The following is a 15,687-nucleotide window of genomic DNA, read 5'->3' as shown; positions in this document are numbered from 1 at the left end:
TCCTAATTCGCGGGGCCCAGGAGCGGGCTCAGCGCCCCGCGCCGAGCGCGCGATCGATCATCGCGATGACGTTCTCGGTGCCCGTGCGCGTGCCGACCTGCTCGGCCGCCGCAGTCATCGCGTCGATGCGGGTGCGGTCGCCCATGAGCGGCACGATCTCCCGGCGCACGACGTCGCCGTCGAACGTGCCGTCCTCGAGCAGGATCGCCGCTCCTGCCGCGATCGCCGACGCCGCGTTCAGACGCTGCTCGCCGTTGCCGACCGCGTAGGGCACGTACGCGGCGGGGATGCCGAGCGCGCTGATCTCGCTGACCGTCGCGGATCCGGCTCGCGAGACGATCAGATCCGCGAGAGAGAACGCCAGGTCCATGCGGTCGACGTATCGTCGCATCGCATAGCCGGGCACCTCCGGGTCTTCGAGCTCGCTGCGCTCGCCCGTGATGTGCAGCAGCTGCCATCCGGCGGCGAGCACGTCTCCCCACGAGCCGGCGATGGCCTCGTTCAGGCGCTGAGCGCCGAGCGACCCGCCGAACACGAGCAGCACAGGGCGGCCGGCGTCCAGCCCGAACGCCTCTGCGGCCTCGGCGCGCAGCGCCGCACGGTCCAGGGCGACGATCTCGCGGCGCAGCGGCATCCCGACGACCTCGCTGTTCTTCAGCGGCGTGCCGGCGAAGGCGACGCCGATGCCCGCCGCTCCCCCGGCTCCCAGCCGGTTCGCGAGGCCGGGCTTCGCGTTCGCCTCGTGCACGACGTACGGCACGTTCTCGCGACGAGCCGCGATGTAGGCGGGTGCCGAGGCGTATCCGCCGAAGCCCACCACGACGTCGACCGCGTGCTCGCGGATGTGCCGCCGCACCTGACCGACAGCCCGCCCGAGGCGCGAGGGGAACCTGAGCGCCTGCGCGTTGGGCCGCCGCGGGAACGGCACCTTGTCGACGATGAGCAGCTCGTAGCCGCGCTGCGGGACGAGCCGCGCCTCCAGGCCCTCCTTCGTGCCGAGGACGAGGACGTCGGCGTCGGGCTCCCGCTCGCGCAGTGCGTCGGCGACGGCGAGCAGGGGGTTCACATGCCCGGCGGTGCCACCGCCGGCGAGAAGGTACGAGGTCACTTCGCGACCATACCCCGCTCTGATGCGGGAATCGTGCGAGCGAACGCCAGTAGCACGCCGCACGCGAGGAGCACCGCCAGCAGCGCCGTTCCGCCCTGCGACATGAACGGCAGCGGCACGCCCATGACGGGGAAGACGCCGATCACGACGCCGATGTTGATGAGCGCCTGACCGAGGATCCAGACGGTGATCCCGCCCGTCGCGACGCGGATGAACGGGTCGCTCGTCTTGCGCATGATGTGGAACGCGCCGACCGCGAAGAACGTGAACAGGGCGAGCACGACGATGCAGCCGATGAGACCGAGTTCCTCGCCGACGATCGCGAAGATGAAGTCGTTGGCGGCCGCGGGGAGCCATCCGTACTTCTCCTGCGAATTGCCCAGGCCGAGGCCGAAGATCCCGCCGTTGGCCATGCCCCACACGGCGTGGATCGACTGGTAGCAGTCGTGCTCGTAGTTGCTCATGTCGGAGCAGACCGCGGTGATGCGGCGCATCCGGTCGGGGCTGACGATCGCGAGGGCGACAACGCCGACGATCCCGAGGAGCACGGGCAGGATGAACAGCCGCAGCTTGACCCCGGCGAAGAAGAGGCAGCCGAGCAGGATCAGCACGAGCACCATCGCCGTGCCCAGGTCGTTGCCCGCGATGACCGTCCCGATCGCGAGCAGTGCGACCGGAACGACGGGGATGAACACGTGGTGCCAGATGGCCAGGCGGGTGCGCTTGCGCAGCAGCACGTAGGCGATCCACAGGGCGAGGGCGAGTTTGAGGAACTCCGAGGGCTGCATCGAGACGACGCCGAGGTCGATCCAGTTGCGGTTTCCGGCGTCCTCGATGCCCAGCGGGGTGAACACGAGCAGCTGCATCATCGTCGCGAGGATCAGCGCCGGCCACGCCATCTTCTTGAGGAACCCGATCGGCAGCCTGCTCACGAGGAACATCAGCGGGATGCCGATGACGGCGAACGTGGCCTGCTTGAGCGCGGTGTCCATCACACCGGTCTCGGTCGCGCTCGTGGCCGAGATGACCATGACGATCCCGAAGATCGTCAGCAGCAGCGCCGTGGAGGAGATGAGGAGGAACTCGCTCGAGGGCGGGGTGAAGATGCGGCCGAGCGAGACGCGCGCCGCAAGTCCGCGTGCTCCGGAGTCAGGGTCGGTGCGCGGAGGGCGAGCCACCTGTGTCATCGGCACTCCCCCTGTCGGTCCCAGTACTGTCGATCCACGTGCGCACCGCCTCGGCGAAACGGCGGCCACGATCCGCGTAGCTCGTGAACTGGTCGAAGGATGCCGCCGCCGGGGCCAGTAGCACCGTGCTCCCGTCGGTCGCGATCCCCGCGGCGAGCTGCACCACTCGGGTCATGACATCTTCAGTCTCACCAGTGACGACCTCGTGGACCGGTACGTCCGGCGCGTGTCGTGCGAATGCGGCGACGATCTCGTCGCGCCGCACGCCGATCACCAGTGCTGCGCCCGCCGTGCGGCCGGCGCCCGCGATGAGCTCCGTGAGGTCGACGCCCTTGAGATCGCCGCCGACCACCCAGAGGGCGCCGGGGTACGCGCGCAGCGAGGATGCCGCAGCATGCGGGTTGGTTGCTTTGGAGTCGTCCACCCAGGTGATGCCCGCATGACGGGCGATGACCTGGATGCGGTGCTCGTCGAGGTGGAACCCCGCGAGCGCGCGGCGGATGGCCTCCGGCTGCGTCCCGAGCGCGCGGGCGAGAGCGCTCGCGGCGAGGATGTTCTGGACGATGTGCGGGGCCGACAGTCCGAGTCGCTCGAGCTCGGCGATCGTCGTGAGCTCGAGGGCGCTGTTGCGACGGTCGTCGAGGAAGGCGCGATCGACGAGGATGCCGTCGACGATGCCGAGGTCGCCGGGACCCGGCACGCCGAGGTCGAACCCGATCGCCCTGGCGCCCTCGGTGACGTCGGCGTCCTCGACCATCTCGCGTGTCGCGAGATCGGCCTTGTTGTAGACGCACGCGACGCGCGTGTTGCGGTAGACGAACGCCTTCGCAGCCCGATAGGCGTCGGCGCTGCCGTGCCAGACGAGGTGGTCGTCGGCGATGTTCAGGCACACCGACGAGTGCGGCACGAGCTCGCCTTCCGGCGCGCTCTGACCGATGTACCAGAGCTGATGGCTGGACAGCTCGACGACGAGCACGTCGAAGCCGGCAGGGTCGCGCACGGCATCCAGCACGGGGACGCCGATGTTGCCGCACGGTGCAGCCCGCAGTCCGCCCTCGACGAGTAGCGTCGCCGTCAGCTGCGTCGTGGTGGTCTTGCCGTTGGTGCCCGTGATGAGCACCCAGTCGGCCGGAGTTCCGTCGGCGCGCACGACCTTGTCGCGCACCCGCCAGGCCAGCTCGACGTCGCCCCACAGGGCGATTCCGGCATCCTGGGTCCAGCGGATCAGCGGATGCGACGGCGCGAAGCCGGGGGATGCGACAACGACCTGCGGTGCGAAGTCGACGAGTTCCTGCGGGACGGCATCCAGCGGTCCGAGCGCGAGGCGCGCGCCGATGACCGGGACCAGCCGCTCGTACTCCTCGGAGGCGGACTCGGAGATGACGAGGACGTCGGCACCGAGCTCGGTGAGGGTGTCGGCGGCCGAGAACCCCGTGACCGAGAGCCCGAGGACCGCGACGCGCAGACCCTTCCAGTCGGCATGCCAGCTCGTGAGGGCGTCCAGGGGCGCGCTCATGCGAGCGTCAGCCACTCGACGTAGAACAGGCCGATCGCCGCGACCGCGAGGAGCCCGGCGATGATCCACAGGCGCACGACGATCGTGACCTCGAGCCAGCCGCGCATCTCGAGATGGTGGTGGAACGGGCTCATGAGGAACAGGCGCTTGCCGCGGGTGATCTTGAAGTACAGGCGCTGCAGGATCACCGATCCCGACGACAGCACGAAGATCCCGGCGATGACGAGCAGGAGCAGCTCGGTGCGGGTGAGGATCGCCATGGCGGTGATCACGCCGCCGATGGCCATGGATCCGACGTCGCCCATGAACACCTTGGCCTTGGGTGCGTTCCACCACAGGAAGCCGATGAGACCGGAGGCGAAGGACGCCGCCACGATCGCGAGGCTGAACGGATCGCGGACCTCGTAGCACGCGTCGAGCGCATCGCTGTCGACGCCCGTTCCGACGCAGGACTGCTTGAACTGCCAGAAGGCGATGAGGCTGTACGCGCTGACGACGAAGACCCCGGCGCCGGCGGCAAGGCCGTCCAGACCATCTGTGAGGTTGACGCTGTTGGAGGTCGCGATGCCGATGACGGCGATCCAGACCAGGTAGACGATCCAGCCGATGATCACCCCGAACGCGAACAGGTTCAGCCACGAGATGTCGCGGAACAGCGAGATGTAGCCGCTCGCCGGGGTCTGCTCGTACTGGTTGGGGAAGTTCAGCGCGACGACGCCGAACGGGATCATGACGACGAGCTGACCGATGACCTTGCGCCAGCCGGAGAGGCCGAGGCTGCGCTGGGAGCGCACCTTCATGTAATCGTCGATGAAACCGACGGCTCCGAATCCGACCATGAGCCACAGCACGAGGATGGCCGAGAGCGCAGGCTCGCTGCCGCCGGCTACGACGCCGGTGAAGTAGCCGACGATCGTGCCGACGATGAAGATCACGCCGCCCATGGTGGGGGTGCCGCGCTTGGCCTCGTGGCTCGGGTTCGCGATGTCTTCGGGGGTGCGGATGACCTGGCCCCAGCCCCACCGGCGGAACAGCCGGAGGAAGACGGGGGTGAGGAACAGGGTGAAGGCGAGCGATATCGCGGCCGCCATGAGGAGTGATCTCACGAGAACAATTCTCCCAGACGATCGCCGAGGTGCCGCAGGCCCACGGAGTTGGACGATTTCACGAGCACGCGGTCGCCGTCGCGCAACTCGGTGCGCAGGTACTCGAACGCGGCATCCTGATCGGGCAGATGGATCGCCTCGCTGTCCCAGGATCCCTCGCCGACGGCGGCGAGATACAGCCGTCGCGCCTCGGGTCCGACCACGACGATGCGCTGGATGTTCAGGCGGACGGCGAGCAGCCCGATCCGATCGTGCTCCTCCCCCGCGGTCTCGCCCAGCTCGCTCATCGCACCGAGGACGGCGACGGTGCGCTCACCCGGAGCGGTGATCTGCGCGAGCGTGCGCAGAGCTGCGGCCATGGAGTCGGGGCTGGCGTTGTAGGCGTCGTTGATGATGCGGACGCGGTCGTTGCCCATCGGCTGCATCCGCCACCGCTCGGCGATCTCGACGGTCTCGAGTCGGGAGATGGCGTCCGCGGGCGACACGCCGAGGGCGCCGGCGGCCGTGATGGCGGCGAGGGCGTTGCTGATGTGGTGGGCGCCCAGCACCTTCAGATGCAGCGGGTAGGACGCGCCGCCGGCCGTGATGGTCGCCCGCGTACCGGATGCCGACACCTCGACGTCGGATGCCCGGACGGCGGCTTCCTCGTTCCGGCCGAAGCCGAGGACGGTCATCCCCCGCCCGTCAGCGATCTCGCGCATGGCGGCCACGCGCGGGTCGTCGATGTTCAGGACGGCCGTGCCGTCGGCGCGGGATGCCGTGACGAGCTCGGACTTCGCCTTGGCGGTCGCCTCGATCCCGCCGAAGCCCCCGGCGTGCGCCATGCCGACCATGAGGACGACGGCGACGTCGGGTTCCACGAGGCCCGCGAGCTTCGCGATGCTGCCGGGTGCTGCAGCGCCGAACTCGCTGACCAGGTACCGCGTGGTCTCGGTGACGCGGAGCATCGTCACCGGGGCGCCGACCTCGTTGTTGTAGGAGTTGATGGGCGCGACCGTCTCGCCGTCGTCCTGCAGGATCCGCGCCAGGAAGTTCTTCGTCGTGGTCTTGCCGTTCGAACCGGTGATGCCGACGATCTTCAGATCGCCTGCTGCGCGCACGCGTGCGACGACCTCGCGGGCGAGTGCGCCGAGTGCCTCGACGACGTCGGGGACGACGATCTGCGTGACCTCGTCGTCGACGAGGTGCTCCACGAGAGCGAGCACCGCACCGTTCGCGACTGCGGCGCCCACGAACCGGTGACCGTCGGTGTCGGCACCGGGCTTGGCGATGAAGATCCCGCCCGCGGTCATGTTCCGCGAATCGGTGTCGACGACGCCGTCGACGAGGGTGCTGTCGGTGTCGGTTCCGACGAGGCGGAGGTCGCCGCCGGTGATGGTTGCGATCTCGGCGAGCGACAGGGCGATCATGACGTCTCCATGCGCGGCACGTGGCCGGCTACTTGAACTTGGGCAGCGGCTCGTCCATCGGCTCGGTGGACGGCGATACGCGGTAGGTCTTCAGGACCTGTGCCATCGCCTTCTGGAAGGCGGATGCGGTTGCTGCGGACGATGTAATCCTAGTCGGCTGGTCCAGAGTGACCACGACGGCGTACTTCGGGTCATCGATCGGGGCGATGCCGACCATGCTCGTGTAGTACACGCCCTTCTTGTAGCCGCCCTTGCCGTCGGTGACCTGCGCGGTACCGGTCTTGATGCCGATCCGGTAGCCGGGGATCTTGATCTGATCGGCAAGTCCCCCCTGGACGGCGACGTTCTCGAGCATCCGCTGCAGGGTCGTCGCCGTGCTCTTCTTGATGACCTGCTCGTGCTTCGGGGCCTCGGGGGTGATCACGGTGCCGTCGGGCATCGTGCACGACTCGATCAGTGAGATGTCGATCTTCTCGCCGTCATTGCCGATCGCCTGGTAGACGTTCGCGAGCTGAGGCGCGGTGACGGTGTAGTACTGGCCGAACGTCGTCGTGTAGAGCGACTGCGCGTCCCACTCGGAGACGGGGTGGATCTCACCGGTCGCCTCACGGGGGAAGTCGATGGTCGTCTGTCCGACCCCGAACTTCTCCAGGTAGTCGTAGCGCACCTGCGGGTCGACCATGGTGCCGAACTTGGATAGCGCGACGTTCGAGGAGTCGATGAGGGCCCCTGCGAGTGTGTACTGATAGGCGCCGTGGACGAACGCGTCGTTGATGACGGCGCCGTTGGCGAACTTCTCGTGGCTGGATGCCGTGACCGTCGTGTTCATGTCGACGGCGCCGGAGTCGAGGAGGGCCGCGGCCGTCACGGCCTTGAACGTGGAGCCGGGCTCGAACGTGTTGCCGAACACCTTGGTGCCCCAGTCATCGGGAGACGAGGCGTTCAGGTCGTTGGGGTCGAGGGAGGGCCACTCGGCCGCCGCACGGATCTTGCCCGTCTCGATCTCGACCACCGTGACCGTGCCGGACTGCGCCTTCTGCGTCTGCGCCTCCTCGGCGATCATCTGCTGCAGGTACCACTGCAGGTCGCTGTTGATCGTGAGCGTCACGGTGCCGCCGTCGACGGCATCGACAGTCCGCTCGCTTCCGGGGATCGTGACGCCGTCCTTGCCGCGGAGGTAGCTGCGCTCCCCGCTCGTGGGCGACAGGCACTGCGTCTGCATCTGCTCGATGCCGGCCTGGCCGTCGCCGGCCGAGTCGACGTAGCCGACGACGTTGCCTGCGACGGCGCCGTTCGGATAGACGCGGGTCTCGCGGGCCTTCGCGTAGACGTACAGCAGCCCGAGGTCGCGCAGCTCGAGGTACTTCTCGGTGCTGAGGCCCTTGGCGAGCTGGTAGTACTGCGAGTTCGGGTCGGCCTCGAGGTTGGCCGCGACAGCCGCGCGGAGCTCCTCGGGGTCCTGCCCGATGATCGCTGCGATCCGGTCGGATGCCTCGTTCCACGGCACCTTGGGAGGGTTCTTCTCGTCGTCCTCGAGCTCCTGCATGAGGCTCGGGCTGAGCTGGGCGTCGTAGACCTTGACGCTCGCGGCGAGCGCGATTCCGTTCTGATCGACGATCGAACCACGGTCGCCGTGGATCGTGTCGGTGCTGCCGAGCTGGCCGACCTGGAGCGAGTCCTCGACGTGGTCGCTGGCGCTGACGACCTGGATGTCGACCAGGCGCACGACGAACGCCGACAGCACGATGAGGATGACGGCGAGGGCGACGACGGTCCGGCGGCGCGGTCCGCGCGTGGCTCGAGTGGTCATGCGGCTCTCTCCGTGTCCTGTGTCAGCGGTGGGTCGGTGTCAGCGGGTGGTGGGGCTGGGGAGACCATCGGTGATGGCCGGCGGCAGGTCGGGGTCCTTCGTCGTGCTCGTCTCGGCGTTCTCCTCCGCCGCGACCGCCTCCTGCGCGTCCTCGTCGAGCAGAGCGTTGTTGACGGCGCCCGCTCCCTCCGGATTGACCGTCGAGCCCCAGCTGGCGCCCTCGTCCGAACCGAGCACGGCCGAGTCGCTCAGTCGCAGGTACGACGCCGGGCCCGCGACGACGAGACCCAGCTGAGAGGCCTTCGTCGCCAGGAGCTGCGGTGACGAGATCCCGGCGAGATCGTCCTGCAGAGCGCTGGTCTGAAGATCGAGTTCGCGCTGCTGGGAGGTGAGGTCGGCGAGGACGAACGAGTCGTTGGTGATCGCCAGCGACAGCCCGATCTGCGCGGCGGCGATCGCGGCGGCGCCGGCCACCGCGACGAGGGCATAGGCGAGCTTCGGGCGTCGACGCGGGGCCGGCGCCGTGACGCTCGTGAGGCGGCGCTCCGTACGGGGCGCCGCGGTGTTCGGCCGGGGTGTCTCGGGCAGCAGGGCTGCTGCGGTGGCGCGGCTCATGCGGCCTCCCTCACTCGTTCTGCGGCGCGCAGGCGCACCGGTATGGCACGCGGATTGCGCGCCTTCTCCTCGTCGCTCGCGAGTTCGGCTCCCTTGGTGAGCGTGCGGAATCGCGGTGCGTGCTCGGGCAGTTCGACGGGAAGCCCCGCCGGCGCCGTCGACGCGGATGCCGCGGCGAACGCCTGCTTGACCAGGCGGTCCTCCAGCGACTGGTAACTCATGATCACGATCCGGCCGCCGACGGCGAGAGCATCCATCGCGGCGGGAATCGCGTCGGCGAGCACGCTCAGCTCCGAGTTCACCTCGATGCGCAGAGCTTGGAACACGCGCTTGGCGGGGTGACCGGCGCGCTGCGCAGCTGCCGGGGTCGCGGACTGCAGCAGGTCCACGAGGTCCTGGGAGCGGACCAGCGGCTTCTCGTCGCGCGCCTGCACGATGAAGCGGGCGTAGCGTGCGGCGAGCTTCTCCTCGCCGTACCGCTCGAAGATGCGGCGGAGGTTGCCCTCGCTGTAGGTCGCGAGCACCTCGGCCGCGGTCACGCCCTTGGTCTGGTCCATCCGCATGTCCAGCGGAGCATCCTTGGAGTAGGCGAAGCCGCGGTCTGCTTCGTCGAGCTGGAGCGAGGAGACGCCGAGGTCCATGAGGATGGCCGAGGCACCCTGCGCATGCAGGCCGATCTCGTCGTAGACGGTGTGGACCAGGGTGACGCGGTCGGCGAAGCGCGCGAGGCGTTCGCCGGCGATGCGCAGCGCGTCGGTGTCGCGGTCGAGGCCGATCAGGCGGATGTTCGGGAATCGCTCGAGCAGCGCTTCGGAGTGCCCGCCCATGCCGAGCGTCGCATCGACGACGATCGCGCCGTCGTGCTGCAGCGCCGGGGCCATGAGCTCGATGCAGCGCTCGAGGAGTACTGGGGTGTGGATGTCGCGGAGGTTCATGATCGTTTCCGGGGACCTGGGCCCTGATCCCCCTCCGCTTCACGACCCGGCACCGGGGAAGTGTGTCGGGGCGGGAGCGGCGGGGCATCACAGCCGAGGTCAGAAGAGTCCGGGAATCACCTCCTGCTCCAGTTCTGAGTAGCTCTCCTCGCCGGCGGCGAGGTAGTCGTTCCAGGCCGCGGCATCCCAGATCTCGGCGTGGGCGCCGACGCCGGTGACGATGAGCTCCTTCTCGAGCCCCGCGTACTGACGGAGGTGACCGGGGATGGTGATGCGGTTCTGGCTGTCGGGCATCTCTGCGCTGGCCCCCGAGAGGAACATGCGCAGGAAGTCACGGGCCTGCTTGTTGCTGAGCGGCGCTTGCCGGATCCGCTCGTGCATCGCCTCGAACTCGGCCGTGCTGAAGACGTAGAGGCAGCGCTCCTGACCGCGGGTGACGACGATGCCGCCTCCGAGGTCTTCACGGAACTTCGCCGGAAGGATGACGCGCCCTTTGTCGTCGAGCTTCGGTGAATACGTTCCCAGCAACATCGGCCATCACCCCCCTTCGTCCGGCCAACTCGAGGTGTTCCCCACTTTACTCCACTTCCCTCCACTTATATAGGAAGAGTTGCGAAGAGAATGGCAGAACTTCGGAGCACACGCGAGCAGACCCGCAGGATTCCGCGGATCAAGGGCATGGATTACCAGTGGAGGACAGTGGAGCCGGAGTGGAGGAGATCGTCTCAGAACGACGAAAAAGCCCGGATGCTCTGCGCATCCGGGCTTGTGAAGTGGGGGCTGGTGGAGGCCCCGGGGTCAGTGACCCTCGTGGCGGCGATCCCAGCGGTCATTCATGCGGTCCATGAAAGACGAGGAGTTCTGCGGGCCCTTCGGCGTCTGGGCCTTCGGCGAACGGCTCGTGCCGGTGCGGCGCGTGGGGGTCGCGGCGAGGATCACGCCGGCGAGCATGGCCGCGAAGCCGATGACGCCGACGACGATGCTGACGACCGGGCCGAGCTGGCTGCCCAGTGCGACGCCGGCGACGAGCGCTCCGATGCCGACCAGCAGCAGGACAGCGCCGTAGACGAGGTTGCGGTAGCTGAGTGCTCGATCGCCGGAGGGCGCGCTGACGATGTCGGCATCGTTGTGCAGGAGATGGCGTTCCATCTCATCGAGCAGACGCTGCTCCTGTTCAGACAGTGGCATGACGCCTCCCTCGGGTCAGTGTCCTCCAGTTTACGCTCAGCGCGCGGGCTGAGGCTAGGTTTCGGCTGAGAACCTAAGCTGATTATCGTGCCCCTCTCCCAGCAAGTCCAGCAGGCCGTCGCCACCCGCCTGGATCGCTTCACCGCACGTCTGCGGGCCGAGTCCGCGGAGTACGGGCCCGATGCCGCATTGTTCATCGAATCCGCCGTCGCCACTCTGCAGGGAGGCAAGCGTCTGCGGGCGCGCTTCTGCCACGCCGGCTGGCAGGCGGTCGCCCGTTTCGCGGACCGGACGGCGGCTGAGTCCGACGCCGTATGGGACCTGTGCGCCGCGCTCGAGGTGTTCCAGTCGGCCGCGCTCGTGCACGACGATCTGATCGACAACTCCGACACCCGCCGCGGCAGGCCCGCTGCACACCGCGCTCTCGAGCACGAGCACGTCGCCCGCTCATGGGGCGGCGATGCGGCGGCGTTCGGCCGCTCGGCCGCCATCCTGCTCGGCGACCTGCTCATCTCGTGGAGCGATGATCTGCTTGAAGATGCTCTCGCGCAGCATCCGCACGCCCCCGACGTCCGCGCCGGATACGCGCGGATGCGTCGTGACGTCACCACCGGCCAGTTCCTCGACATCGCCGAGGAATCGGCGTGGCGCGTCAATCCCGACGACGAGCACGCCGAGCGCGCCCTGCGCGTCGTCTCGCTGAAATCGGCCAGATACAGCATCGAGCAGCCGCTCGCGCTGGGTGCGGAGCTGGCCGGGGCGGATGCCGACCAGCTCCGCGCGCTGCGCGCGTTCGGGCATCCGGTCGGGATGGCCTTCCAGCTGCGCGATGACGTGCTGGGCGTGTTCGGCGACGAGTCCGTCACCGGCAAGCCGGCGGGAGACGACCTGCGCGAGGGCAAGCGGACCGTGCTCGTGGCGCTCACACGCCAGCACCTCGACGCCCCCGCGCGCCGCGTGCTCGACGACCTGCTGGGCGATCCTGACCTCGATGCGAGCCAGGTCGCGGCACTGCAGGCGACGATCACGGCCTCGGGAGCGCTGGACCGCGTCGAGGCGATGATCGAGGACTACGCCGCAGAGGCCGATCGCGCCCTGTCGGGCGCACGGCTCGAGACTGCGGCGGTCGGCACGCTCCGCGAGCTCGCCAGGGCGGCGACGGTCAGAACCGCCTGAGGCCTCAGGCCAGTGCGCGCGCGACGCGGCGGACGGCGCTCTTGTGCCCGTCGAGGAGCGCGGCGATGGGCGGTCTGCCCAGCTCCTCATCCTCGGCGAGCAGCCAGTCGATGATCTCGTCGTCGGAGAAGCCTGCATCTGCGAGCACGATGATCGTTCCGCGCAGAGAGGCCAGTGGGCGTCCGTCGACGATGAAGATGCCGGGAACGGCGAACGCGCCGTTGCGGGTCGAGCCGACCAGATGCTGCTCGGCGATCAGTCGGCGGACCCGGCCGAGCGGCTCCCCCAGGACCTCGACGAGGTCAGGAGTGGTCAGCCAGTCGCCGGGGGATGCTGCAGGTACGTCAGACACGTCTCGACTATCTCACCTCCGCCGCGATGGCGCACATCGCCTCTTCTGTCACATGCATCACATTCGTCACTTTGGTTGACTTCCCTTTACATCCGTGTCAGCGTTTCAGGGTCCGAACAGGAGGGAAACCGTGAGACTCGCAGCGATGTCGAACCGCAAGAGATCCGCCCAGATCGGTGCGCCGGCCGCGATGGTCAGCGTCCTGGTCGGAGCGCTGGCCGCAACGCCCGCGCACGCCGCGGCTCCCGCGGACACGGCACCCACGCCCCTGCAGGCACGCGCTGGCGGCGCGCTCCAGCTCGAGAAGACCCCTCGCCCCGTCCCGGCAGCCGCGAAGCCCGCCTCGTACACCGTGCGTCCGGGCGACACGATCGCCGGCATCGCACAGCGGCACGGCCTCGCCGCGGCCGACGTCCTGACATGGAACGGCCTGGGCTGGCGGACGGTCATCTACCCCGGTCAGACGATCCGTCTCGCTGCTCCCGCTCCCGCCCCATCAGCGAGCACGCCGGCCGCCCCGGCGCCGGCCGCGGCTCCGTCGACCACGGCCACGGGCTCGCACACGGTCGTCGCGGGCGACACGATCTTCGCGATCGCGAAGAAGCACGGCACGTCTGTCGACGCGGTCCTCGCCGCGAACGGTCTGGGCCGCGGCTCGATCATCTACCCGGGTCAGACGATCCGCATCGCGGCCGCGAACGCGCCGCAGCCGGCCGCAGCGGCCGCCCCGGCATCCGTTCCCACGCCGTCCGCCGCATCCACCTCGGCCGACCTCAACGCGCTCCAGGCGGAGAACGCCACCCTCATCATCCGCATCGGCCGCGAACTCGGCGTCCCCGAGCGCGGCATCGCCATCGCACTGGGCACGTCCATGGTCGAGGCCTGGCTCCGCAACCTCGAATGGGGCGACCGCGACTCTCTGGGACTGTTCCAGCAGCGCAGCAGCACCGGGTGGGGCGAGCCCGAGCAGATCATGAATCGCGGGTACAGCATCCGCGCGTTCTTCGTCGGCGCGTCCAACCCGGACGGCACGACCACCCGGGGCCTCCTGGACATCCCGGGGTGGGAGAAGATGTCGTTCGCCGAGGCCGCGCAGGCCGTGCAGATCTCCGCGTACCCCGATCGCTACGCGAAATGGGAGCAGGCGGCGTACACCTGGCTCGACCTCTACGGCTGAGCGTCGCCGCATACCTGCTGTGCGCGGAATACCGGGCCAAGGGTGAGGCGCTCCCCGGGCTTTCAGCCAGCTCTCCATAGAATCTGTACGTGACGACCAATCAGCAGGCAGACGCCCTCATCGGGCGGCTTGTCGACGGTCGGTACCGGGTCCGTGCGCGGATCGCGCGCGGCGGCATGGCCACCGTGTACGTCGCCACCGATCTCCGCCTCGAGCGGCGCATCGCCCTCAAAGTCATGCACGGTCACCTCAGCGACGACGCCGTGTTCCAGAGCCGGTTCATCCAGGAGGCCCGTGCGGCCGCGCGCCTCGCGGATCCGCACGTCGTCAACGTCTTCGATCAGGGGCAGGACGGCGAACTCGCCTACCTCGTGATGGAGTATCTGCCCGGGATCACGCTGCGGGAGCTGCTCCGCGAGCAGAAGCGGCTCACGGTCCCGCAGACGATCTCCATCATGGATGCGATCCTGTCAGGGCTCGCGGCCGCTCACAAAGCCGGCATCGTGCACCGGGACGTCAAGCCCGAGAACGTTCTGCTCGCCGAAGACGGCCGCATCAAGATCGGCGACTTCGGACTCGCGCGGGCCACCACGGCGAACACCGCCACCGGGCAGCAGCTGCTCGGCACGATCGCATATCTCGCCCCCGAGCTGGTCACGCGCGGCACGGCCGATGCGCGCAGCGACATCTACGCCCTCGGCATCATGCTCTACGAGATGCTCGTCGGCGAGCAGCCCTACAAGGGCGAGCAGCCCATGCAGATCGCATTCCAGCATGCGACGGAGTCGGTTCCGCGGCCGAGCGTCCGCAACCCCGGCGTGCCCGAGCAGTTGGACGAGCTCGTGCTGTGGTCGACGGAGAAGTCTCCGGACGAGCGTCCGGACGACGCCCAGCAGATGCTCGACCGGCTGCGCGAGATCGAGCGTCAGCTCGGCATCTCCCCCGCGCCTGCCGCGACCACGGCACCGATGCGCACGCAGTCCGACTCGGGCGATCTCACCAAGGTCATGCCTTCGACCATGGTTCTCGATCCCGTCACGGGGCCCGTCGCCGCGCAGCCGATGGACAACGCGACACTGCTGCGCCGCCGCACCTCGAAGCGCCGGGCACGCGGAGCGTTCCTGCTCGCCCTCGTCATGCTGCTCGCCGTGCTCGCCGGAGGCGTCGGCTGGTGGTTCGGGTCGGGGCCGGGTTCGCTCGTGGCTGTGCCCTCGGTCGCCGGGATGACGTACGACGAGGCAGCCGCCGCGCTGAAGGACGAGGGCTTCGTCGCCGTGCAGGCGGGTGAGAGCTCGGTCGACGTGGACCCGGACGTCGCGATCCGAACGGAACCCGCAGAAGGAGACCGTCTCGACAAAGGCACGGAGGTGACGGTCTTCATCTCGACGGGGCCGGCCCCTCGCACGGTCGAGACGCTCAACGGCAAGACCGTGGATGAAGCGCGGGACTATCTCGCCGGGCTCGGGATCAACGTCTCCGACGACGTGCTGAAGCTCTACTCGAACGCCGACAACGACATCGTGATCAACGCGACCATCACGCCGCGCGGTGGCGGCGACGCCGTCGCCTGCGGCGAGGGCTGCGAGGTCTTCGAGGACGACACCGCCAACCTCGTCGTGTCGCTCGGCGGCCTGCCGGACGTCACCGGCATGACCGTCAACGAGGCGTCGAACGCACTGGGCGAGAAGCAGATCACGACGAACACCGTCGAGGAGTACAGCAACGACGTCGAGCAGGGCCGCGTGATCCGCACCGGGGAGCGAGACGGCGGCGGCAACTGGCGCCCCGGCGACACCATGACGCTCGTCGTCTCGCTCGGGCCGCAGCTGTTCGAGGTCCCCGAGGTGTCGGGGATGACGCGCGACGAAGCCGCTCAGGCGCTTCGGGATGCCGGATTCGAGCCGACATGGAACGGCTTCTGGAGCGCATTGGCCGACTCCAACACCGAGGTCACGGGAACCGATCCGGCCGCGGGATCCATGCGCCGCTCCGGAGCCGAGGTCTACATGCAGATCCGCGGCGTCCTCTAGCGGTCGTCCCGCCCGTCGTCAACGCAGAAACCGCCCTTCCTCGGCATCCGGAAGGGCGGTTCGCGGCGTTATGGGCCG

At 68.8% G+C, this 15,687-nt stretch carries 14 protein-coding genes; 3 read left to right on the top strand and 11 right to left on the bottom strand.

Translation table 11 applies throughout. The annotated features are described in order from the left end of the window. Positions 1-28: 28 nt before the first annotated feature. From KEC56_RS09375 to KEC56_RS09330, 10 genes are all read right to left on the bottom strand, one after another. The gene (locus KEC56_RS09375; RefSeq protein WP_227530759.1) at positions 29-1,108 is read right to left on the bottom strand and encodes a UDP-N-acetylglucosamine--N-acetylmuramyl-(pentapeptide) pyrophosphoryl-undecaprenol N-acetylglucosamine transferase; all 1,080 of its coding nucleotides are present in this window, start codon (positions 1,106-1,108) and stop codon (positions 29-31) included. Further along, complete coding sequence (gene ftsW / locus KEC56_RS09370; protein ID WP_175988053.1) at positions 1,105-2,295, bottom strand: putative lipid II flippase FtsW; 1,191 nt, start codon at positions 2,293-2,295, stop codon at positions 1,105-1,107. Before ftsW ends, KEC56_RS09375 begins: the two co-directional genes overlap by 4 nt. Then, complete coding sequence (gene murD, locus KEC56_RS09365) at positions 2,258-3,811, bottom strand: UDP-N-acetylmuramoyl-L-alanine--D-glutamate ligase (protein ID WP_227530758.1); 1,554 nt, start codon at positions 3,809-3,811, stop codon at positions 2,258-2,260. Before murD ends, ftsW begins: the two co-directional genes overlap by 38 nt. Continuing rightward, the gene (mraY, locus tag KEC56_RS09360) at positions 3,808-4,917 is read right to left on the bottom strand and encodes a phospho-N-acetylmuramoyl-pentapeptide-transferase (RefSeq protein WP_175988051.1); all 1,110 of its coding nucleotides are present in this window, start codon (positions 4,915-4,917) and stop codon (positions 3,808-3,810) included. The genes murD and mraY overlap by 4 nt, the downstream gene beginning before the upstream one ends. Further along, positions 4,914-6,326, bottom strand: a complete 1,413-nt coding sequence (locus KEC56_RS09355) for a UDP-N-acetylmuramoyl-tripeptide--D-alanyl-D-alanine ligase (protein WP_227530757.1) — start codon at positions 6,324-6,326, stop codon at positions 4,914-4,916. Before KEC56_RS09355 ends, mraY begins: the two co-directional genes overlap by 4 nt. A gap of 28 nt (positions 6,327-6,354) precedes the next feature. Next, a complete protein-coding gene (locus KEC56_RS09350; RefSeq protein WP_227530756.1) occupies positions 6,355-8,136 on the bottom strand; it encodes a peptidoglycan D,D-transpeptidase FtsI family protein in 1,782 nt (593 codons plus the stop codon). Positions 8,137-8,175: 39 nt separating this feature from the next. After that, positions 8,176-8,751 carry a cell division protein FtsL gene (gene ftsL / locus KEC56_RS09345; RefSeq protein WP_227530755.1) on the bottom strand — a complete coding sequence of 192 codons (576 nt, stop codon included), beginning with the start codon at positions 8,749-8,751 and terminating at the stop codon, positions 8,176-8,178. Next, positions 8,748-9,686 carry a 16S rRNA (cytosine(1402)-N(4))-methyltransferase RsmH gene (gene rsmH / locus KEC56_RS09340; protein WP_175988047.1) on the bottom strand — a complete coding sequence of 313 codons (939 nt, stop codon included), beginning with the start codon at positions 9,684-9,686 and terminating at the stop codon, positions 8,748-8,750. The genes ftsL and rsmH overlap by 4 nt, the downstream gene beginning before the upstream one ends. A gap of 99 nt (positions 9,687-9,785) precedes the next feature. Next, entirely contained in the window at positions 9,786-10,217 is a 432-nt protein-coding gene (gene mraZ / locus KEC56_RS09335) for a division/cell wall cluster transcriptional repressor MraZ (RefSeq protein ID WP_175988045.1), read from the bottom strand. A gap of 267 nt (positions 10,218-10,484) precedes the next feature. Continuing rightward, positions 10,485-10,874 (bottom strand): SCO2097 family morphological protein, encoded by a 390-nt coding sequence (locus tag KEC56_RS09330; RefSeq protein WP_227530754.1) that lies wholly within the window; start codon positions 10,872-10,874, stop codon positions 10,485-10,487. 87 nt (positions 10,875-10,961) lie between these two features. On the opposite strand from KEC56_RS09330, the gene KEC56_RS09325 reads away from it, so the two are divergent. Next, a complete protein-coding gene (locus KEC56_RS09325; RefSeq protein ID WP_175988041.1) occupies positions 10,962-12,050 on the top strand; it encodes a polyprenyl synthetase family protein in 1,089 nt (362 codons plus the stop codon). Between the two features lie 4 nt (positions 12,051-12,054). On the opposite strand, the gene KEC56_RS09320 is transcribed toward KEC56_RS09325, so the two are convergent. Beyond that, on the bottom strand, positions 12,055-12,402 hold the full coding sequence (locus KEC56_RS09320; protein WP_227530753.1) for an Rv2175c family DNA-binding protein: 348 nt from the start codon (positions 12,400-12,402) through the stop codon (positions 12,055-12,057). A gap of 190 nt (positions 12,403-12,592) precedes the next feature. Here KEC56_RS09320 and KEC56_RS09315 point away from each other — a divergent pair, with 190 nt between their 5' ends. After that, complete coding sequence (locus tag KEC56_RS09315; RefSeq protein ID WP_443676915.1) at positions 12,593-13,579, top strand: LysM peptidoglycan-binding domain-containing protein; 987 nt, start codon at positions 12,593-12,595, stop codon at positions 13,577-13,579. Positions 13,580-13,668: 89 nt separating this feature from the next. Next, the gene (gene pknB / locus KEC56_RS09310; protein WP_227530751.1) at positions 13,669-15,609 is read left to right on the top strand and encodes a Stk1 family PASTA domain-containing Ser/Thr kinase; all 1,941 of its coding nucleotides are present in this window, start codon (positions 13,669-13,671) and stop codon (positions 15,607-15,609) included. Positions 15,610-15,687: the final 78 nt, after the last annotated feature.

The sequence above is a fragment of the Microbacterium tenebrionis genome, from assembly GCF_020682665.1.
Taxonomy (GTDB): Bacteria; Actinomycetota; Actinomycetes; order Actinomycetales; family Microbacteriaceae; genus Microbacterium; species Microbacterium tenebrionis.
Note: the sequence above shows the minus strand (reverse complement) of the source record. Positions and strands in the feature narration are given on the sequence as shown.

Excerpts from the sequence above, each read along its gene's own strand:
- KEC56_RS09355 (WP_227530757.1), bottom strand. The coding sequence starts at position 6,326 with ATGATCGCCCTGTCGCTCGCCGAGATCGCAACCATCACCGGCGGCGAC.
- mraZ (WP_175988045.1), bottom strand. The coding sequence starts at position 10,217 with ATGTTGCTGGGAACGTATTCACCGAAGCTCGACGACAAAGGGCGCGTC.
- KEC56_RS09315 (WP_443676915.1), top strand. The coding sequence starts at position 12,593 with ATGGTCAGCGTCCTGGTCGGAGCGCTGGCCGCAACGCCCGCGCACGCC.
- KEC56_RS09330 (WP_227530754.1), bottom strand. The coding sequence starts at position 10,874 with ATGCCACTGTCTGAACAGGAGCAGCGTCTGCTCGATGAGATGGAACGC.
- rsmH (WP_175988047.1), bottom strand. The coding sequence starts at position 9,686 with ATGAACCTCCGCGACATCCACACCCCAGTACTCCTCGAGCGCTGCATC.
- ftsL (WP_227530755.1), bottom strand. The coding sequence starts at position 8,751 with ATGAGCCGCGCCACCGCAGCAGCCCTGCTGCCCGAGACACCCCGGCCG.
- murD (WP_227530758.1), bottom strand. The coding sequence starts at position 3,811 with ATGAGCGCGCCCCTGGACGCCCTCACGAGCTGGCATGCCGACTGGAAG.
- KEC56_RS09350 (WP_227530756.1), bottom strand. The coding sequence starts at position 8,136 with ATGACCACTCGAGCCACGCGCGGACCGCGCCGCCGGACCGTCGTCGCC.
- ftsW (WP_175988053.1), bottom strand. The coding sequence starts at position 2,295 with ATGACACAGGTGGCTCGCCCTCCGCGCACCGACCCTGACTCCGGAGCA.